The sequence below is a fragment of the Rhodococcus sp. H-CA8f genome (assembly GCF_002501585.1).
GTDB classification, from domain to species: domain Bacteria; phylum Actinomycetota; class Actinomycetes; order Mycobacteriales; family Mycobacteriaceae; genus Rhodococcus_F; species Rhodococcus_F erythropolis.
Window position 1 is genome coordinate 4647532 of record NZ_CP023720.1, and the last position, 14049, is coordinate 4661580.

13 protein-coding genes are annotated in these 14049 nt (G+C 63.4%); 9 read left to right on the forward strand and 4 right to left on the reverse strand.

Going from position 1 to position 14049, the window contains the following annotated elements:
• Positions 1-137: 137 nt before the first annotated feature.
• The 7 genes from CPI83_RS21580 to CPI83_RS21610 all read left to right on the forward strand — a co-directional run bounded on the left by CPI83_RS21580 (position 138) and on the right by CPI83_RS21610 (position 7611).
• Complete coding sequence (locus CPI83_RS21580) at positions 138-608, forward strand: SRPBCC family protein (RefSeq protein ID WP_003941500.1); 471 nt, start codon at positions 138-140, stop codon at positions 606-608.
• A 34-nt stretch (positions 609-642) separates the two neighbouring features.
• Entirely contained in the window at positions 643-1095 is a 453-nt protein-coding gene (locus CPI83_RS21585; RefSeq protein WP_019744481.1) for a hypothetical protein, read from the forward strand.
• Positions 1085-2104 (forward strand): MerR family transcriptional regulator, encoded by a 1020-nt coding sequence (locus CPI83_RS21590; protein WP_097387683.1) that lies wholly within the window; start codon positions 1085-1087, stop codon positions 2102-2104. Before CPI83_RS21585 ends, CPI83_RS21590 begins: the two co-directional genes overlap by 11 nt.
• 72 nt (positions 2105-2176) lie before the next feature.
• Positions 2177-2890: a phosphatidylserine decarboxylase gene (locus CPI83_RS21595; protein WP_003941540.1), complete on the forward strand. Its 714-nt coding sequence runs from the start codon at positions 2177-2179 to the stop codon at positions 2888-2890.
• Between the two features lie 59 nt (positions 2891-2949).
• A complete protein-coding gene (locus CPI83_RS21600; protein WP_029254795.1) occupies positions 2950-3780 on the forward strand; it encodes a phosphatidylcholine/phosphatidylserine synthase in 831 nt (276 codons plus the stop codon).
• 21 nt (positions 3781-3801) lie between these two features.
• Complete coding sequence (locus CPI83_RS21605) at positions 3802-5979, forward strand: AAA family ATPase (protein ID WP_003941536.1); 2178 nt, start codon at positions 3802-3804, stop codon at positions 5977-5979.
• Between the two features lie 9 nt (positions 5980-5988).
• Positions 5989-7611 (forward strand): amidohydrolase, encoded by a 1623-nt coding sequence (locus tag CPI83_RS21610; protein ID WP_097387684.1) that lies wholly within the window; start codon positions 5989-5991, stop codon positions 7609-7611.
• 90 nt (positions 7612-7701) lie between these two features.
• Here the strand turns inward: CPI83_RS21610 and CPI83_RS21615 are convergent, their stop codons facing one another.
• Positions 7702-8610 (reverse strand): aminoglycoside phosphotransferase family protein, encoded by a 909-nt coding sequence (locus CPI83_RS21615; protein ID WP_097387685.1) that lies wholly within the window; start codon positions 8608-8610, stop codon positions 7702-7704.
• Positions 8611-8861: 251 nt separating this feature from the next.
• On the opposite strand from CPI83_RS21615, the gene CPI83_RS21620 reads away from it, so the two are divergent.
• A complete protein-coding gene (locus tag CPI83_RS21620; protein ID WP_097387686.1) occupies positions 8862-10100 on the forward strand; it encodes an HNH endonuclease signature motif containing protein in 1239 nt (412 codons plus the stop codon).
• A gap of 88 nt (positions 10101-10188) precedes the next feature.
• On the opposite strand, the gene CPI83_RS21625 is transcribed toward CPI83_RS21620, so the two are convergent.
• Genes CPI83_RS21625 through CPI83_RS21635 form a run of 3 tightly spaced genes read right to left on the reverse strand, consistent with a single transcriptional unit; the run spans position 10189 to position 13278 of the window.
• Positions 10189-11208 carry a DUF2804 domain-containing protein gene (locus CPI83_RS21625; RefSeq protein WP_019744487.1) on the reverse strand — a complete coding sequence of 340 codons (1020 nt, stop codon included), beginning with the start codon at positions 11206-11208 and terminating at the stop codon, positions 10189-10191.
• A gap of 2 nt (positions 11209-11210) precedes the next feature.
• A complete protein-coding gene (locus tag CPI83_RS21630) occupies positions 11211-11963 on the reverse strand; it encodes an isocitrate lyase/phosphoenolpyruvate mutase family protein (RefSeq protein WP_097387687.1) in 753 nt (250 codons plus the stop codon).
• A 46-nt stretch (positions 11964-12009) separates the two neighbouring features.
• A complete protein-coding gene (locus tag CPI83_RS21635; RefSeq protein WP_019744488.1) occupies positions 12010-13278 on the reverse strand; it encodes a cytochrome P450 in 1269 nt (422 codons plus the stop codon).
• Between the two features lie 128 nt (positions 13279-13406).
• Here CPI83_RS21635 and CPI83_RS21640 point away from each other — a divergent pair, with 128 nt between their 5' ends.
• A complete protein-coding gene (locus CPI83_RS21640) occupies positions 13407-14042 on the forward strand; it encodes a TetR/AcrR family transcriptional regulator (RefSeq protein ID WP_020968862.1) in 636 nt (211 codons plus the stop codon).
• Positions 14043-14049 lie beyond the last annotated feature (7 nt).

The following is a 14049-nucleotide window of genomic DNA, read 5'->3' on the forward strand; positions in this document are numbered from 1 at the left end:
CTACCACCGCGCGTGTTCCCGCACGACCCTGTTGGACGGCCGTACAGTGACCTGACACACATGGTCCATTGACGGATCGCTTACGATCGACAAAAGTGTTTGTAACTTTACGTAGCATCAACTCGACTGGAGAGACTGTGTCCAACACCCTCGAAGCAAGCATCGACATCGACGCATCACCGCAGGACGTGTGGGCAATCGTCGCCGACCTGCAGCGCATGGGCGAATGGAGCCCCCAGTGCAAGGTGATGAAGGTAATCGGCGGGACCGTGCGTGAGGGCGCCAAGACGATCAACGTCAACCGCAAGGGCCTGCTGGTCTGGCCGACGTCGTCGAAGGTCGTTCGCTTCGAGCCCAACAAGTCGGTGGCGTTCCGCATCGCGGAGAACCGCACGATCTGGTCCTACGAACTCGAGCCGACCGCTACCGGCACCAAAGTGACCGAGCGTCGCGAGGCTCCCACCGGAACGTCGAAGGTCTCGCAGTTCCTCGTCAAGACCGTCCTGGGCGGAAACGCCGACTTCGAGGTCGAGCTCGTCGAAGGCATGAATGCCACCTTGAAGCGTGTGAAGAGCGAGGCCGAGGCGGCTGCACGCACCTCTGCTTGACCCTCGACCTGGTCGAGGCATCAGGATCCGTTCCATGGATCCCGTGATGACACAGATAGCGCAGGCACAAGAATTGGCGAGCTCCGGCGATCGAGCCGGGGCTCGCTCTGCGTTCGAGAAGATGTGGGAAGAGATCAGCGCCGCCCCCGATGCGCTCCACATCGTCTCCCTCGCGCACTACATGGCCGACGTTCAAGACGATCCGGCTCAGGAGCTCTGCTGGGACCTGCGCGCCCTCGACGCTGCCGATTCGTTGACCGACGCGCGAGCCCAGGAACACCACGCATCGCTGCAGGTCGCCGGTTTCTATCCATCGCTGCACCTCAACCTGGCTGCCGACTACCGCAAACTCGGACGCGACACCGAGGCCGTCGAGCATCTGACGAAGGCCGAGGCGTCGGTCGGCACACTCGCCGACGACGGTTACGGCCGGATGATCAGGGGCGCTATCGAGCGACTGCGGGCAGAATTGATCCGTGACCACTAGTTCCGCCCTCTTGACGATCGGCGAGATGTCCAGGGCGTCGGCGCTCCCGATCAGCGCTCTGCGGTTCTACGACAAGGAAGGCGTGCTCGTCCCGCATTCCGTCGATCCGCACACCGGTTACCGCTGGTACACCGACGATCAGCTCCGCGACGCCCGCATGATCGCCGGTATGCGACGCGTCGGTGTTCCGATCCGCGACATGATGGCCGTCCTGACCGGGCCGGAACCGCATTCGTGCCTGGACGCCCATCTGCGCAACCTCGAGGACGGTCTCGCCGACGCCCGCGCCGAACTGGGGCGAATTCACCGGCTGATCGATTCGCTACCTGCCTCCGGCGGCGTGGACATCGACTCGTGGGATCTACGACGCGCACTCGACGCCGTGCTGTTCGCCGTGAACGAGGAATCGGAGTTCCCGATACTTCGCGGCGTCCACCTCGACATTCACGACGGCGTCGCTGCGTTTGTCACCACTGATCAGTTCCGGCTCGCGGTCGCCGAGGTGAAAGTTCACTCTGCTCTGACGGTGTCCGCTGTCGTTCCCGTGGCCTTCGCGCGATTGTTGCGCGATGTCGCCGGCGTCGTGACGCTGACTTTCTCCGCGCGCACGGTGACTGCGTCGTATCCGGGAGGTGAGGTGTCCAGCCCGCTGATCGAGGACGGCGAGTTCCCCGATCACCGAATCCTGCGCGAGCACCACGACGCGGTCGAACTGAGCGGCGACCAACTTGCCGCCCTGCTCAACGGCACCGGACACGGAGCCGTCGTCAGCATCGGCGAAGACGGTGGTGCCCGGGTGGATCCGGGTGGAATGGATCCCCGTGAGAGGTTCCGCGTACTGGTCGACCGGCAGCGACTGCGCGACGCCGCCGCAGCCCAACCGGGGCGGCAACTGGTGATCCGAGTAAGCGGCGCGACGCTCCCGCTGGCGATACGCACAGGCGACTGTGTCGGGTACTACTCGTACTTGATGCCACTACAGCCTGTAGGAGAGAAGGCGTTCACGTAATCTATGGATGCTCTACCACCCCGTACTGTCAGTGCGACCAGCAGAAGACCTACCGAGTAGTTAGAGGAGCCTGTGGCACGCCGACCCACACCCCCCGGAACCCCGCAACCCACCGGGATCGGACATATCGTCGATCTGGTTCGCCATGCGATTCCGCCACTTCATCCCGCCGGCCTGCCGTTCGTGCTGGCCCCGCTGGGAGTTGCAGCTCTAGGCCGCAACCGTAAGTGGGTGCGCCGAGCCGGTCTGACCACCGCCGCCGCATGCGCCACGTTCTTCCGTCACCCGCACCGGGTGCCGCCGAACCGCATCGGCGTCGTCGTCGCGCCCGCCGACGGCGAGGTGGCGCTGGTCGACAACGCCGTTCCGCCCGCCGAGCTCAATCTCGGAAGCGAGCCGCGCCCGCGCGTCAGCATCTTCCTCTCGGTTCTCGACGTGCATGTCCAGCGCAGCCCTGTCGGTGGAACGGTCAAAGAGGTCGTTCACCAGGCAGGCAAGTTCCTCTCCGCAGATCTCGCCGACGCCAGCGAGGTCAACGAGCGCAACAGCATGCTGATCGAAACCGCCGATGGTCACGACGTTGCGGTTGTCCAGATCGCGGGACTGCTCGCGCGCCGCATCGTCTGCTACGCCGGTGTCGGTGACGTCCTGCCGATCGGCGACACGTACGGACTGATCCGTTTCGGCTCACGCGTCGACACGTATTTCCCCGCCGGAACCACACTCCTGGTCGAGCCGGGACAACGCACGATCGGTGCTGAAACAGTTATCGCGCAACTGCCGTGAAGACGCCGAAGATGAAGTCAGCCGTGAAGAAGCCGGGAGCCGCCCAACCCGGCGCGAAGATGCCCAAACGCACCCAGGCGGTGCGGTTGCTGCCGTCCGTCATCACCATCCTGGCGCTGTGCGCCGGGCTGTCCGCCGTCAAATTCGCTCTCGATGGACAACCCGGCACCTCGCTCGCGATGATCGGCGCCGCTGCCGTCCTCGATTCACTCGACGGCCGCATCGCGCGACTGCTCGACGCCACCAGCAAGATCGGCGCCGAACTCGACTCACTGGCCGACTCCATCTCCTTCGGCGTCGCCCCGGCCCTGGTCCTGTACGTGACCTTGCTGGACGGCACCAGCATCGGCTGGATCATCGCGTTGATCTACGCGGTCAGCATCGTGTTGCGACTCGCACGTTTCAACACTCTGCTCGACGACGACGACGTCCCCGCGTATGCACGTGAGTACTTCGTCGGCGTTCCGGCTCCGGCCGGCGCACTCATCGCCCTCACTCCCCTGGCCGCGACGGCTCAGTGGGGTGACGGCTGGTGGTCTTCGCACTTCGTCGTCATCGTGTGGACGCTCTTCTCGGCTGCACTGATCGTCAGCCGCATCCCGACGCTGGCGATGAAGTCGGTATCCGTGCCGCCGCACATGGCGGCCGGCCTGCTCGTCCTGGTGACGTTGGCTGCGGCCGCACTCATCACCTACCCGTACATCCTGCTGATCGTTCTCATCGCGATCTACCTGGTGCACATCCCGTTTGCCGTGCACTCGAAGCGGTGGGTGGCAGCACGTCCCGAAACCTGGGACATCAAGCCTTCCGAACGCCGCGCGATCCGACGCCAACCCAACGTCGGTGGCCGCCGCTCGGCCGCTCGTCTCGGATTGCGGCGACCCCGCTAGTCCACGACGTACTCTCGAGAGGTGACTTCGCCGGAACTCGCCCTCACCGTTCGACTCAACACCTCTGCCGCCGACCTACGCCGCGGGGTCGTGCGCTTGCACCCCGAAGCGTTGGCGGCGTTGGGCATCCGCGAATGGGATGCCATCGCACTCATGGGAGCCCGCGGCACCGCGACCGTCGCGGGCCGTGCGCCCACCGGAACCCCGGCAGGCACGATCCTTCTCGACGACGTCACCATGTCGAACGTCGGCCTGACCGAGAACTCATCCGTCGTGGTCGGTCCGGTGACGGTGTACGGAGCGCGATCCGTCTCCGTCACCGGCTCGTCCATGGCAACAAATTCGATCAGCTCGACGGTTCTGCGACAAGCCCTTCTGGGCAAGGTCGTCAGCGTCGGCGACACGGTCTCGCTCCTCCCCCGCGATCTCGGTCCGGGTACGAGCACTTCCGAAGCCACCCAAGCGCTTTCCCGTACCTTCGGCGTCGCGTGGACATCCGAACTGCTCACCGTCACGGCCGTCGAACCTGCCGGTGGTCCGGTCAGCGTCCAGCCGAATTCGGCGGTCAACTGGGGTTCCGGCTCGGCGGGCACACTGACACCGAGTGCGCTTGTTTCCAGTCCGGCCGCCGTCGCAATCGAGCCTGCACCGTCGGTTCCGCTGGATCACCTCGTCGGCGCGCAAGCGCAGGCAGCCAAGCTGACCGAGTGGCTCGGCCTGGCACTCGACGAACCAGAACTGCTCCGTACGCTCGGCGCCTCCCCGCACCTCGGCGTCCTCATCACGGGCCCCGCCGGCGTAGGCAAAGCCACGTTGGCCCGCTCGGTCCTGTCCTCGCGCAAACTTGTCGAACTCGACGGCCCGGGAGTCGGTGCCACCGAGGCGAATACCCGCCTGCAGCGAATCGTCGACGCCGTTGCTGCCGTGCGCGGCGGTGGTGTACTGCTGATCAGTGACATCGACGCTCTGCTTCCAGCCACCGCGGAACCGGTGTCCGCACTGATCCTCGAACAATTGCGCAGCGCCGTCGCAACCCCGGGCGTGGCATTCGTCGCGACCTCCGCCCATCCGGAGACCGTCGACGCGCGCCTTCGCGGCCAGGATCTCTGCGACCGGGAACTCGCACTTACCCTGCCGGACGGCGCAACCCGCAAGGCGTTGCTCGAACTCCTGCTCCGCCGCGTGCCCACCGGAACCCTCGAACTCGACGCCATCGCCTCGCGCGCACCCGGATTCGTGGTCGCCGACCTCGCGGCGCTCTGCCGTGAAGCCGCTTTGCGAGCGGCGACGCGGGCGTCCAAATCCGGTGATTCCCCGGAGATAACGCAGGAAGATCTTGTCGGCGCCCTCGAAGTGATTCGGCCACTGTCTCGTTCGAGTACCGAAGAACTGTCGATCGGCAGCGTCACCCTCGACGACGTCGGCGATATGGTCGAAACCAAACAGGCGCTCACCGAAGCAGTTCTGTGGCCGCTGCAGCACCCCGACTCCTTCGCACGCCTCGGTGTCGACCCACCCCGCGGCGTGCTCCTCTACGGCCCTCCCGGCTGCGGCAAGACGTATCTCGTTCGTGCCCTTGCCAGCTCAGGTCACCTCAGCGTCCACGCCGTCAAAGGTGCTGAGCTGATGGACAAGTGGGTCGGCGCCTCCGAAAAGGCCGTGCGCGAGTTGTTCCAGCGCGCACGCGATTCGGCGCCCTCGCTGATCTTCCTCGACGAGATCGACGCCCTTGCACCGCGTCGTGGTCAAAGTTCCGACTCCGGGGTGTCGGATCGCGTCGTAGCCGCGTTGTTGACCGAACTCGACGGCGTCGAACCGCTACGCGACGTCGTGGTGTTGGGCGCAACCAATCGACCGGATCTGATCGACCCTGCCCTCCTGCGCCCCGGCAGACTCGAACGTCTCGTATTCGTACCGCCGCCGGATGCGGAGGCTCGCAAAGCGATTCTGCGTGCTTCCGGCAAGTCGGTACCGCTCGCCGAAGATGTCGATTTGGACATTCTGGCCGTCGATCTCGAGGGATACTCGGCAGCAGACTGCTCGGCTCTCCTGCGTGAGGCTGCACTCGCCGCCATGCGTCGGAGCATGGACGCGGCCGACGTGACGGCCGCGGACGTGGCAACCGCCCGTGAGAAGGTACGTCCCTCACTCGATCCCGAGCAGGTGGCACACCTACAGGCGTACGCGGACAACCGATAAGGACTGACCATGGCTGCTGATCTGGTTCTGTACGGCGACATCGTGACCATGCACGAGGAATCACCACGCGCCCAGGCGCTCGCCGTGACGGGCGGCCGGATCACGGCCGTCGGCGCGCGCACGGACGTCGAGAAACTGGTGGGGCCGGATACCCGCGTCGTCGACGTCGGAGGTGCCGCTGTTCTGCCGGGGTTCATCGAACCGCACGGTCACCCCCTGGAAGAAGCCATCGTGCTCGGGCCTGACGTCGTCGACATCCGGCCTGCCACGATCGCCGAGGCGGATGCCGTAGTTGCTGCCGTCGTCGACACGGTTCGTTCGCGAGGCGCTGCCGGCGCTTCTTTGAACGGTTGGGACCCGTTGCTGCAGAAGGGCCTACCCGATCCGACCATCGACTGGCTGGACTCCGTAGCGCCGGAGTACCCCCTCGTGATCATGCACAACTCGGGACACGTCGCGTATTTCAACACGGCGGCAGCAGTGCAGGCCGGCATCACCCGCGATACCCCCGATCCGATCGGCGGATCGTACGGCCACGACGCGACGGGCGCACTCGACGGAGCCGCGTACGAAATGCCTGCGGTGTTCGCAGTCGCGGGCCACGCAGTCACCATCGGTGACGACTTCCCCGCACTGGTGGCGGCCGAATGCGCCCGGCTGAACGCCGCGGGTATCACCACCATCGCCGAATTGTCGTTCGACCCCAAGATGCGACCGGCCCTTGCAGCGATAGCCGACGCCGGACTGCTCACCACACGCTTGCGGCTCTACGAAATGTCCAACGACGCACGCACTACCGAGGCGTCACCGGGCGACGGAAACGACCTGGTGCGCCAGATCGGCATCAAGGTCTGGTCCGACGGTTCACCGTGGGTCGGCAACATCGCCACCAGCTTCCCGTATCTCGATACCGAAGCCACCCGCGCGCTCGGGATCGCCTGCACGCACGGGCACGCCAACTACACCGGCGAACAAATCCACGACATCAGTTCCGCCTACTTCGCCAAAGGGTGGCAGATGGCGTGCCACGCGCACGGCGACGACGCGATCACCATGGTTCTCGACGCGTGGGAGCAGCTACTGAAAGAGCATCCCCGGCCCGATCACCGGTTGCGTCTCGAACACGTCGGCGCGATGCGTCCGGATCAGTTCGCCCGCGCAGCGGAACTGGGCGTCACGGTCAGCATCTTCATCGACCACTTGCACTACTGGGGTGACGTTCTGGTGGATGACCTGTTCGGCCCCGAATACGGATCCGTTTGGGCCGCAGCAGGTTCTGCACTCGCGGCCGGGCAACGGTTCACCTTCCACAACGACGGTCCCGTCACCCCCGCCAATCCGCTACGGAACATGCAGGACGCTGTCACCAGGCTTTCGCCCAGCGGCCGCGTCGTGGCACCCCAGGAACGGATCCCCGTGGACGCCGCCGTGCGCGCCCATACGGTCAATGCCGCGTGGCAGCTGTTCAGCGAAGATCACATCGGGTCCATCTTTCCCGGCGCCTACGCGGATCTTGTTGTGCTGTCAGCAAATCCCCTCGACGTCGAGCCGACCAGGCTGGCCGACATCACGGTGCTCGCCACCATCCTGGAGGGTCGGGCGGTGTACGGAGACCTGAGCGCGATCGGCTGATCGGTCGCCGAACGCCGTGGACAAAGGCCGATAACCTTCTCTGCTCGAGTTCCAAGGATTGTTGCGAAAACGGAGACGGCACAAGTGGTCTCAGGGTTCAGTGCGGATGTCGTCAATGACCTGGGCAATCGCATGTTTCGCCCAGGCCGTGATCTGCTCGTTCGTGTCGCGGTAGTACGGCAAGGCAACCAATGCAATTGACAGAGCCCATGCGCGGCCACGCGTCCAAGTGCCCTCGTCCACGTCAACACGAAGCCGGAATGTATGCCGAGTGCTCGGCGTCAGCAGAGTCCATGCAATGAGGCAGTCGATTGCCGGGTCTCCGAGAGCGAGTCCACCCCAATCGATCACGGCCGAAAGGCTGCGGTCGCTCACCAAGATGTTTCCCGGGTGCAGATCCGAGTGCATCCACACCGCTGGGCCTGCGTAGTCGATGACGTGGCGCGCCTTTTCCCACGCCGCCTCCGTCAGCGCTCCGTTCAGCAGGTCGCCACACGCTGCAATACTCGCTCGAGTCGCTGAATCTCGTCGCTCAATCGGATCGGCCCGGTAGGAATGCAGCGATCCCTGTGGGCGCAATCCGATTGTGTCGATCCGACGTAGACTGTTCACGAAGTCTGCGAGTTGGATGGCCAGGTGGTCATCGACCATGCCGGGCACAGGGTTTCGCCCTGGCACCCACGGGTGCACCGACCATTGCCACGGGTATCCGAAGGCCGCCTCACCCACACCTACCGGAACGGGCACGGGGACCGGTAGGTGTGGAGCCAGATGCGGCACCAACTGTTGCTCCTTCGTGATTCCCTCTGCCGCACCTGGGGTGCGGGGCATACGGATTACGAGTGAATCGCCTACTCGGATCATGACGTTGTCGGTGCCGATCGACTCGACCAAGCGCAACGGCAGATTGGCCCACTGTGGCATCTGACTCGAGAGCAATCGCCGCACCAACGCAACATCGATGTCTGGTTCCTCCATGTGCAACTTCCGAATCTGCATGACATGAGCAAACCACTCCCGCACATTCCGGCGATCAAGAAGTCATGAAGAAGACAGCAGTCGCACAGTGCCGACAATGTCCGTCCGCATCACCCACCGCGACACATCCAGACCTCCTTCGCCGTGACTGCCGCAGATCGAATGAAGATTCGAAAAGTCCCAAAAATCGGAATTGTCGAAAATTATTGCATAGGAACAGTTTTCGAGATACAAGTCTTGTGTTCGAAACTTTGTTCGATTAGACTTTCGGCATGAACAGTCGGGAAGCATGGCAGCTGGATGGTGAGGACCTCAAGAGTGAGGTTCTGGATCTGGTGCGCGCCCGGCACGAGTTGCAATCGCGGATGGTGTTGCTGATCGTGGAGATGTTTTCCCGGGAGGTTCTCGGTGGGAAGGGTTTTCGGGCGATCGCGCAGTGGTTGCATGGTTCGACGAATTTGGAGATCGGTGAGTGCAGTCTGCTGGTCGGGTTGGCGCGGTTGTTGATGCTCGAACCTGTTGTGGGCGATGCGTTTCATCGTGGTGATGTGGATGCGTTGAAGGCGCGTCAGGTGGCGTCGTTTTGTCAGCATCCGCCGAAGAACATGACGCTGGCGGATGTCGGCAAGGCTCGCGGGATTTTGTTGGGGTTGGCGTCGAAGAACATTGTGGATTGTGATGCGGTGCGGGCGGCGATTCGGCGGATCGAGAAGCAGTACGGCAAGCGTGAGGACGGTGTTCCGGTCGGGGAAGATTCGGAGCGGAACGAGTTCTACGCCTCGAAAGGCCTGTACGGCAGAGTAACTGTGAAGGGTGATCTGGATGCGGTCAACGGGGCCCGTCTGATCACGCTGTTGTCGAGCCTGTCTGCTCCGACACCGGAGAAGGACGGTGTCAAGGACACCCGCACGCCAGCACTACGGCGCGCGGACGGGTTCTGCGAACTCCTGCGCCGCTACGAGCGAGCGGGGTTGGGCCCGATCGAAGGCGGAGTGAAACCACACATCACGGTCACTGCCAGTGCGAAAGACATGACGGACCTGCAAGCTTTGAAAGACCTCCTGCCGTCCACGGAGGAACTCGGGTTTGCGTGGACGGATTGGGTGGGTCCGATCAGTATCGACACTGCCCGGATGTTGGCGTGCGACTGCACCGTGACGCGGATTTTGTTGGATGAGAATGGTGTTCCGCTCGAGTGCGGTAAGGAAGCGAGAACGGCGACGGTGCCGCAGCGGCGGGCGTTGGCGGTTCGTGATGGTGGGTGTGCATTTCCGGGGTGTGGGACTCCGTCGGGGTGGTGCGATGCTCATCATATTGTTCACTGGAACGATGGTGGCCCAACGGATCTCGACAACCTGGTTCTGTTGTGCGGTCATCATCATCGGACGATGCATCACACGGAGTGGCGGGTGGAGATCGGCCCGGATCGAAAGACGGTGTTCTATCCGCCGATGTCGGTTGATCCGTATCAGCAGCCGATCGGCGGGAACAGCCCACCAACAGCAGCCTGAAGTGAAATAACTCGAGACGCGAGCACCGGGGCACGATCATGCCCCGGTGCCCATGCTGCGTTCCGTCATCTTCGCGGAGATGTACGGCCTACCAGCGGTTCCGAACCTCCTCGGCAAATCCGAGGAGATCTCGAACGACCACGGAGGTACCGTCGTCGAGGATCACTGTGCCGGAGAACTTTCCGAACACCTGATGCTGAATCGAACGCAGTACCCCGACGTCGAAAGTCGCGGCACGGTCGATGATCGGCTCGAAAGTCATCTCGAAGCGACCATCGTTGCTCGAGAAGTTCCACGGCGCGCCGTCGTACTTTCCCTGCGGGATGCCGAAGTCGATCCTGTCCAGTTTGTGTGCCCGACCGCCGACAAACACGATGTTCTCGCTGGCCGCCGTAGTGTCGCCGAAGCCGTAACCGATGTTGAATCCGAACCGCTCGCCGTTCACCAGTCCGGATGCAGAACCCCAGTACCAGGTGTTGTCGTAAGTCCAGACTCCCCTACCCCAATCGAGAACGCCGAACGAGTCTTCCGAGCGAAATGTGAAGTCGTCGCTCCCGATTCGCACAGTCCCGGCAGCGGGCAGGCAGTTGATCTTCTGGTTGTAGTAAAACGATCGGGACGCCTTCGGAAACGGTGTGGCGATCACCATCCGGTCATCGGCAGGACTCGCCAGGAACAAATCGGCATGAAGGCCTCGCCCACCGTCGAAAGCCGGGTAGTCGACAATCAGGTGGCGCCCACCGTCCACATGGCGAAACTCGAAGCGAGCTTTACCTTTCGACACCACCACATCACCGTCGTCCGCGCTTTCGGGCAGACCGAGCCTTCCCATCGGGAACGGCAGCATCACGTTTTCGGTGATCTCGTGTGGTGTTCGGAAATCGAGCCAGGAGACTCCGAGCAAGCCCATGTACCCGTTGTCGGCGACGGTCAACGCGATGCCGTAATCCGCAGTGAGAACGCAGTAGTAGTCCCACTCCTTGATCCGGAACTTGGGAGCGGTGATCGCAGAGCGTCGATACTTGCGAATCTCCGATGGGGCCCAACCCGTCTCGACCAAATGTCCGCGATCGTCGAGAAGCGGGCCGGGCGACATCAGTGTCTGCATTCTTACTTCCAGCGTCCCAAGATCTCGTTCGCACGGTTGGCCAATGCCATCTGGAAGAACGGACCGAAGCTCACACGTGCCACTCCGAGCGGACCGAAACTTGCCGGATCGTCCTGGTCCGGGATTCCGATCGCATTGATCGGAAGTGGAAGTTCGGACGTCAGGCGGCGCTGGGTCGCGTCGTCATGCCGCCCGACGGGGTAAAGAACGTCGGCGCCGGCGTCGGTCGCCAGCTTGAGGCGTGCGATGGCGCGATCGACACGATCGGACTCGTCACCGACCTGCTTCACGAACAGGTCGGTGCGCGCGTTGACGACAACGTGAACTCCGGCTGCGTCGGCGGCCTGACGAAGCCCACCCACGAAGTCGGCGTGCTCCTGCGCCTCACGCAAGCGTCCGCCTTCACTGTGGACGGTGTCCTCGATGTTGAGTCCGACAGCGCCGGCATCGATCAACCCGTCGATGAGAACTGCCGGCTCGAGCCCGTAACCACCCTCGATGTCCACCGAGATCGGGGCGTCGACCGCACCGGTGATCTGCTTGATCCGGTGCAAAAGTTCGTCGAAGGTGATGCCCTCGTTGTCCGGCTTGCCGATGGAATCGGAAACCGGGTGGCTGCCCACCGTCAGGGCTGCAAAACCGGCAGCCACCGCAAGATTCGCCGACCACGCGTCCCAGACCGTCGGGAGAATGACCGGGTTACCTGGCTGGTGCAACGCCAGTAGAGCAGTTGCCTTGTCGTTGATCGAAGTCATGCGGTGGCTCCTCGAGATCGTGGGGTGTACCTCTCACCTACCGACTCTAGTGAGCGACCGGGCAGCCTGTGCTCTTGTAATCGACCTGGAACTCCTTGATGCCGTTGATCCAACCCGAGCGCAGACGGCGCGGATCACCGATCTTGGTGATGTCCGGGACGTTGTCGGCGATGGCGTTGAACATCAAGTCGATCTCCATGCGAGCGAGGTTGGCACCGATGCAGAAGTGCGCGCCCGTTCCGCCGAAGCCCAAGTGCGGATTGGGGTTACGAGTGATGTCGAACGTCATCGGGTTCTCGAACACGTCCTCGTCGAAGTTCGCGGAGCTGTACAGCATCACCACGCGCTGCCCCTTCTTGATCGACACTCCTGCCAGCTCGGTGTCCTCGAGCGCGGTGCGCTGGAACGCGGTGACCGGTGTCGCCCACCGGACGATCTCGTCGGCCGTCGTCTTGGGACGTTCCTTCTTGTACAGCTCCCACTGCTCGGGGTTGTCCAGGAACGCGATCATTCCGTGCGTGATGGCGTTGCGGGTGGTCTCGTTCCCTGCGACCGCCAGGATGAGCACGAAGAACCCGAACTCCTCCGGGCTCAAAGCGTCGCCGTCGATGTCGGCCTGGACCAGAGTCGTGACGATGTCATCTGCCGGACAGGTACGACGCGCGTCTGCCATTTGGTACGCGTATCCGAGGACCTCGGTGGACGCGACTGCCGGATCACCCTGGTATTCCGGGTCGTCGTAGCCCATCATCTCGTTGGACCACTTGAACAGCTTGTCCCGATCGTCCTGCGGGACACCGATCAGATCCGCGATCGCCTGGAGCGGCAGCTCGCTGGCAACCTGCTTCACGAAGTCGCCCGGGCCTTCGCTCACAGCGGTGTCGACGATGCTGCGCGCACGACGATCCAATTCGTCGCGCATGCCGTTGATCGCGCGCGGCGTGAACAGCTTCGAAATCAGCTTGCGGAGCTTGGTGTGCTCCGGCGCATCCTTGTTGAGCAGAAGATGCCGGAGCATCTCGACGGCCTCACGTGGCATGTCGTCGGCGAAACGCGCGATCGCGGTGTTCTCCCAGCTCGAGAACACATCGCTGCGCTGGCTGACCTCTTTGACGTCAGCGTGACGCGAGACCACCCAGTAGCCCTCGTCCTGGAATCCACCAACGGTCGGCGGCTGCTCACACCACCACACGGGCGCGCTTCGACGCAGTTCGGCGAATTCTTCGAAAGGGATCCGCTCCCCGAGGACAGCAGGATCGGTGACGTCGAATCCGGCCGGTAGGTCAGGCGTGCGAGTTGTGTCCGAGATGGTCATGGCGTCCTCTGATCGGTCGATTGTGCGCTACACCACAGAGTAGCTTTCACTAACAGACTGTCAAGTGAAAGACGGAGAGTCTCGTGCAACTGACCCGTGAGAGCCCCCGCGGCACTAGGATCCCGGTAATGACAGATACCTCCGGCAGACTGACGCTGCGAGAGAAGCAGAAGCAGCGAACCCGCGCAGACCTCGTGGATGCCGCCGGCGCGCTCTTCACCGAACGCGGATACGCGGCTGTCACCGTCGAGGACATCGCCGGCCGGGTCGGTTGCAGCCGCGCCACCTTCTACCTGCACTTCCCCGGCAAGATCGACATACTCAAGGCCCTCGGCTCGAACACGGTCGTATCCAGCACGCTCGCGATATTCCAGGATCTCGACCACGTACTCGATTCCGGTTCGCGCGAAGAATTCGCCGGCTGGATCAACCGCGCTCTCGACTGGTGCCGCGATCACCACCACATGATGCGGGCGTGGGACGAGGCCATGGTCCTCGAACCCGAATTCCGAACACTGGCACGTGAAGGCATCTCCGCACTGCCCAACGCGATGCCGTCGTACCTGGCACGCTGGCCGCAGAGCCGACACGACGAGGCGAAACTCCGGGTCGAGCTCCTGCTGACACAGATCGAGCGCTTCTTCATTCGGTGGGCGGAACAGGGCGCGATCACCGCGGGTGCGGACGTCGCAGCAGACGTTCTCACCGACATCTGGTTTCCGGCACTCACGCCGCCCACGACCGATGTTGCGGCGCCGCGATAGGTTGGCC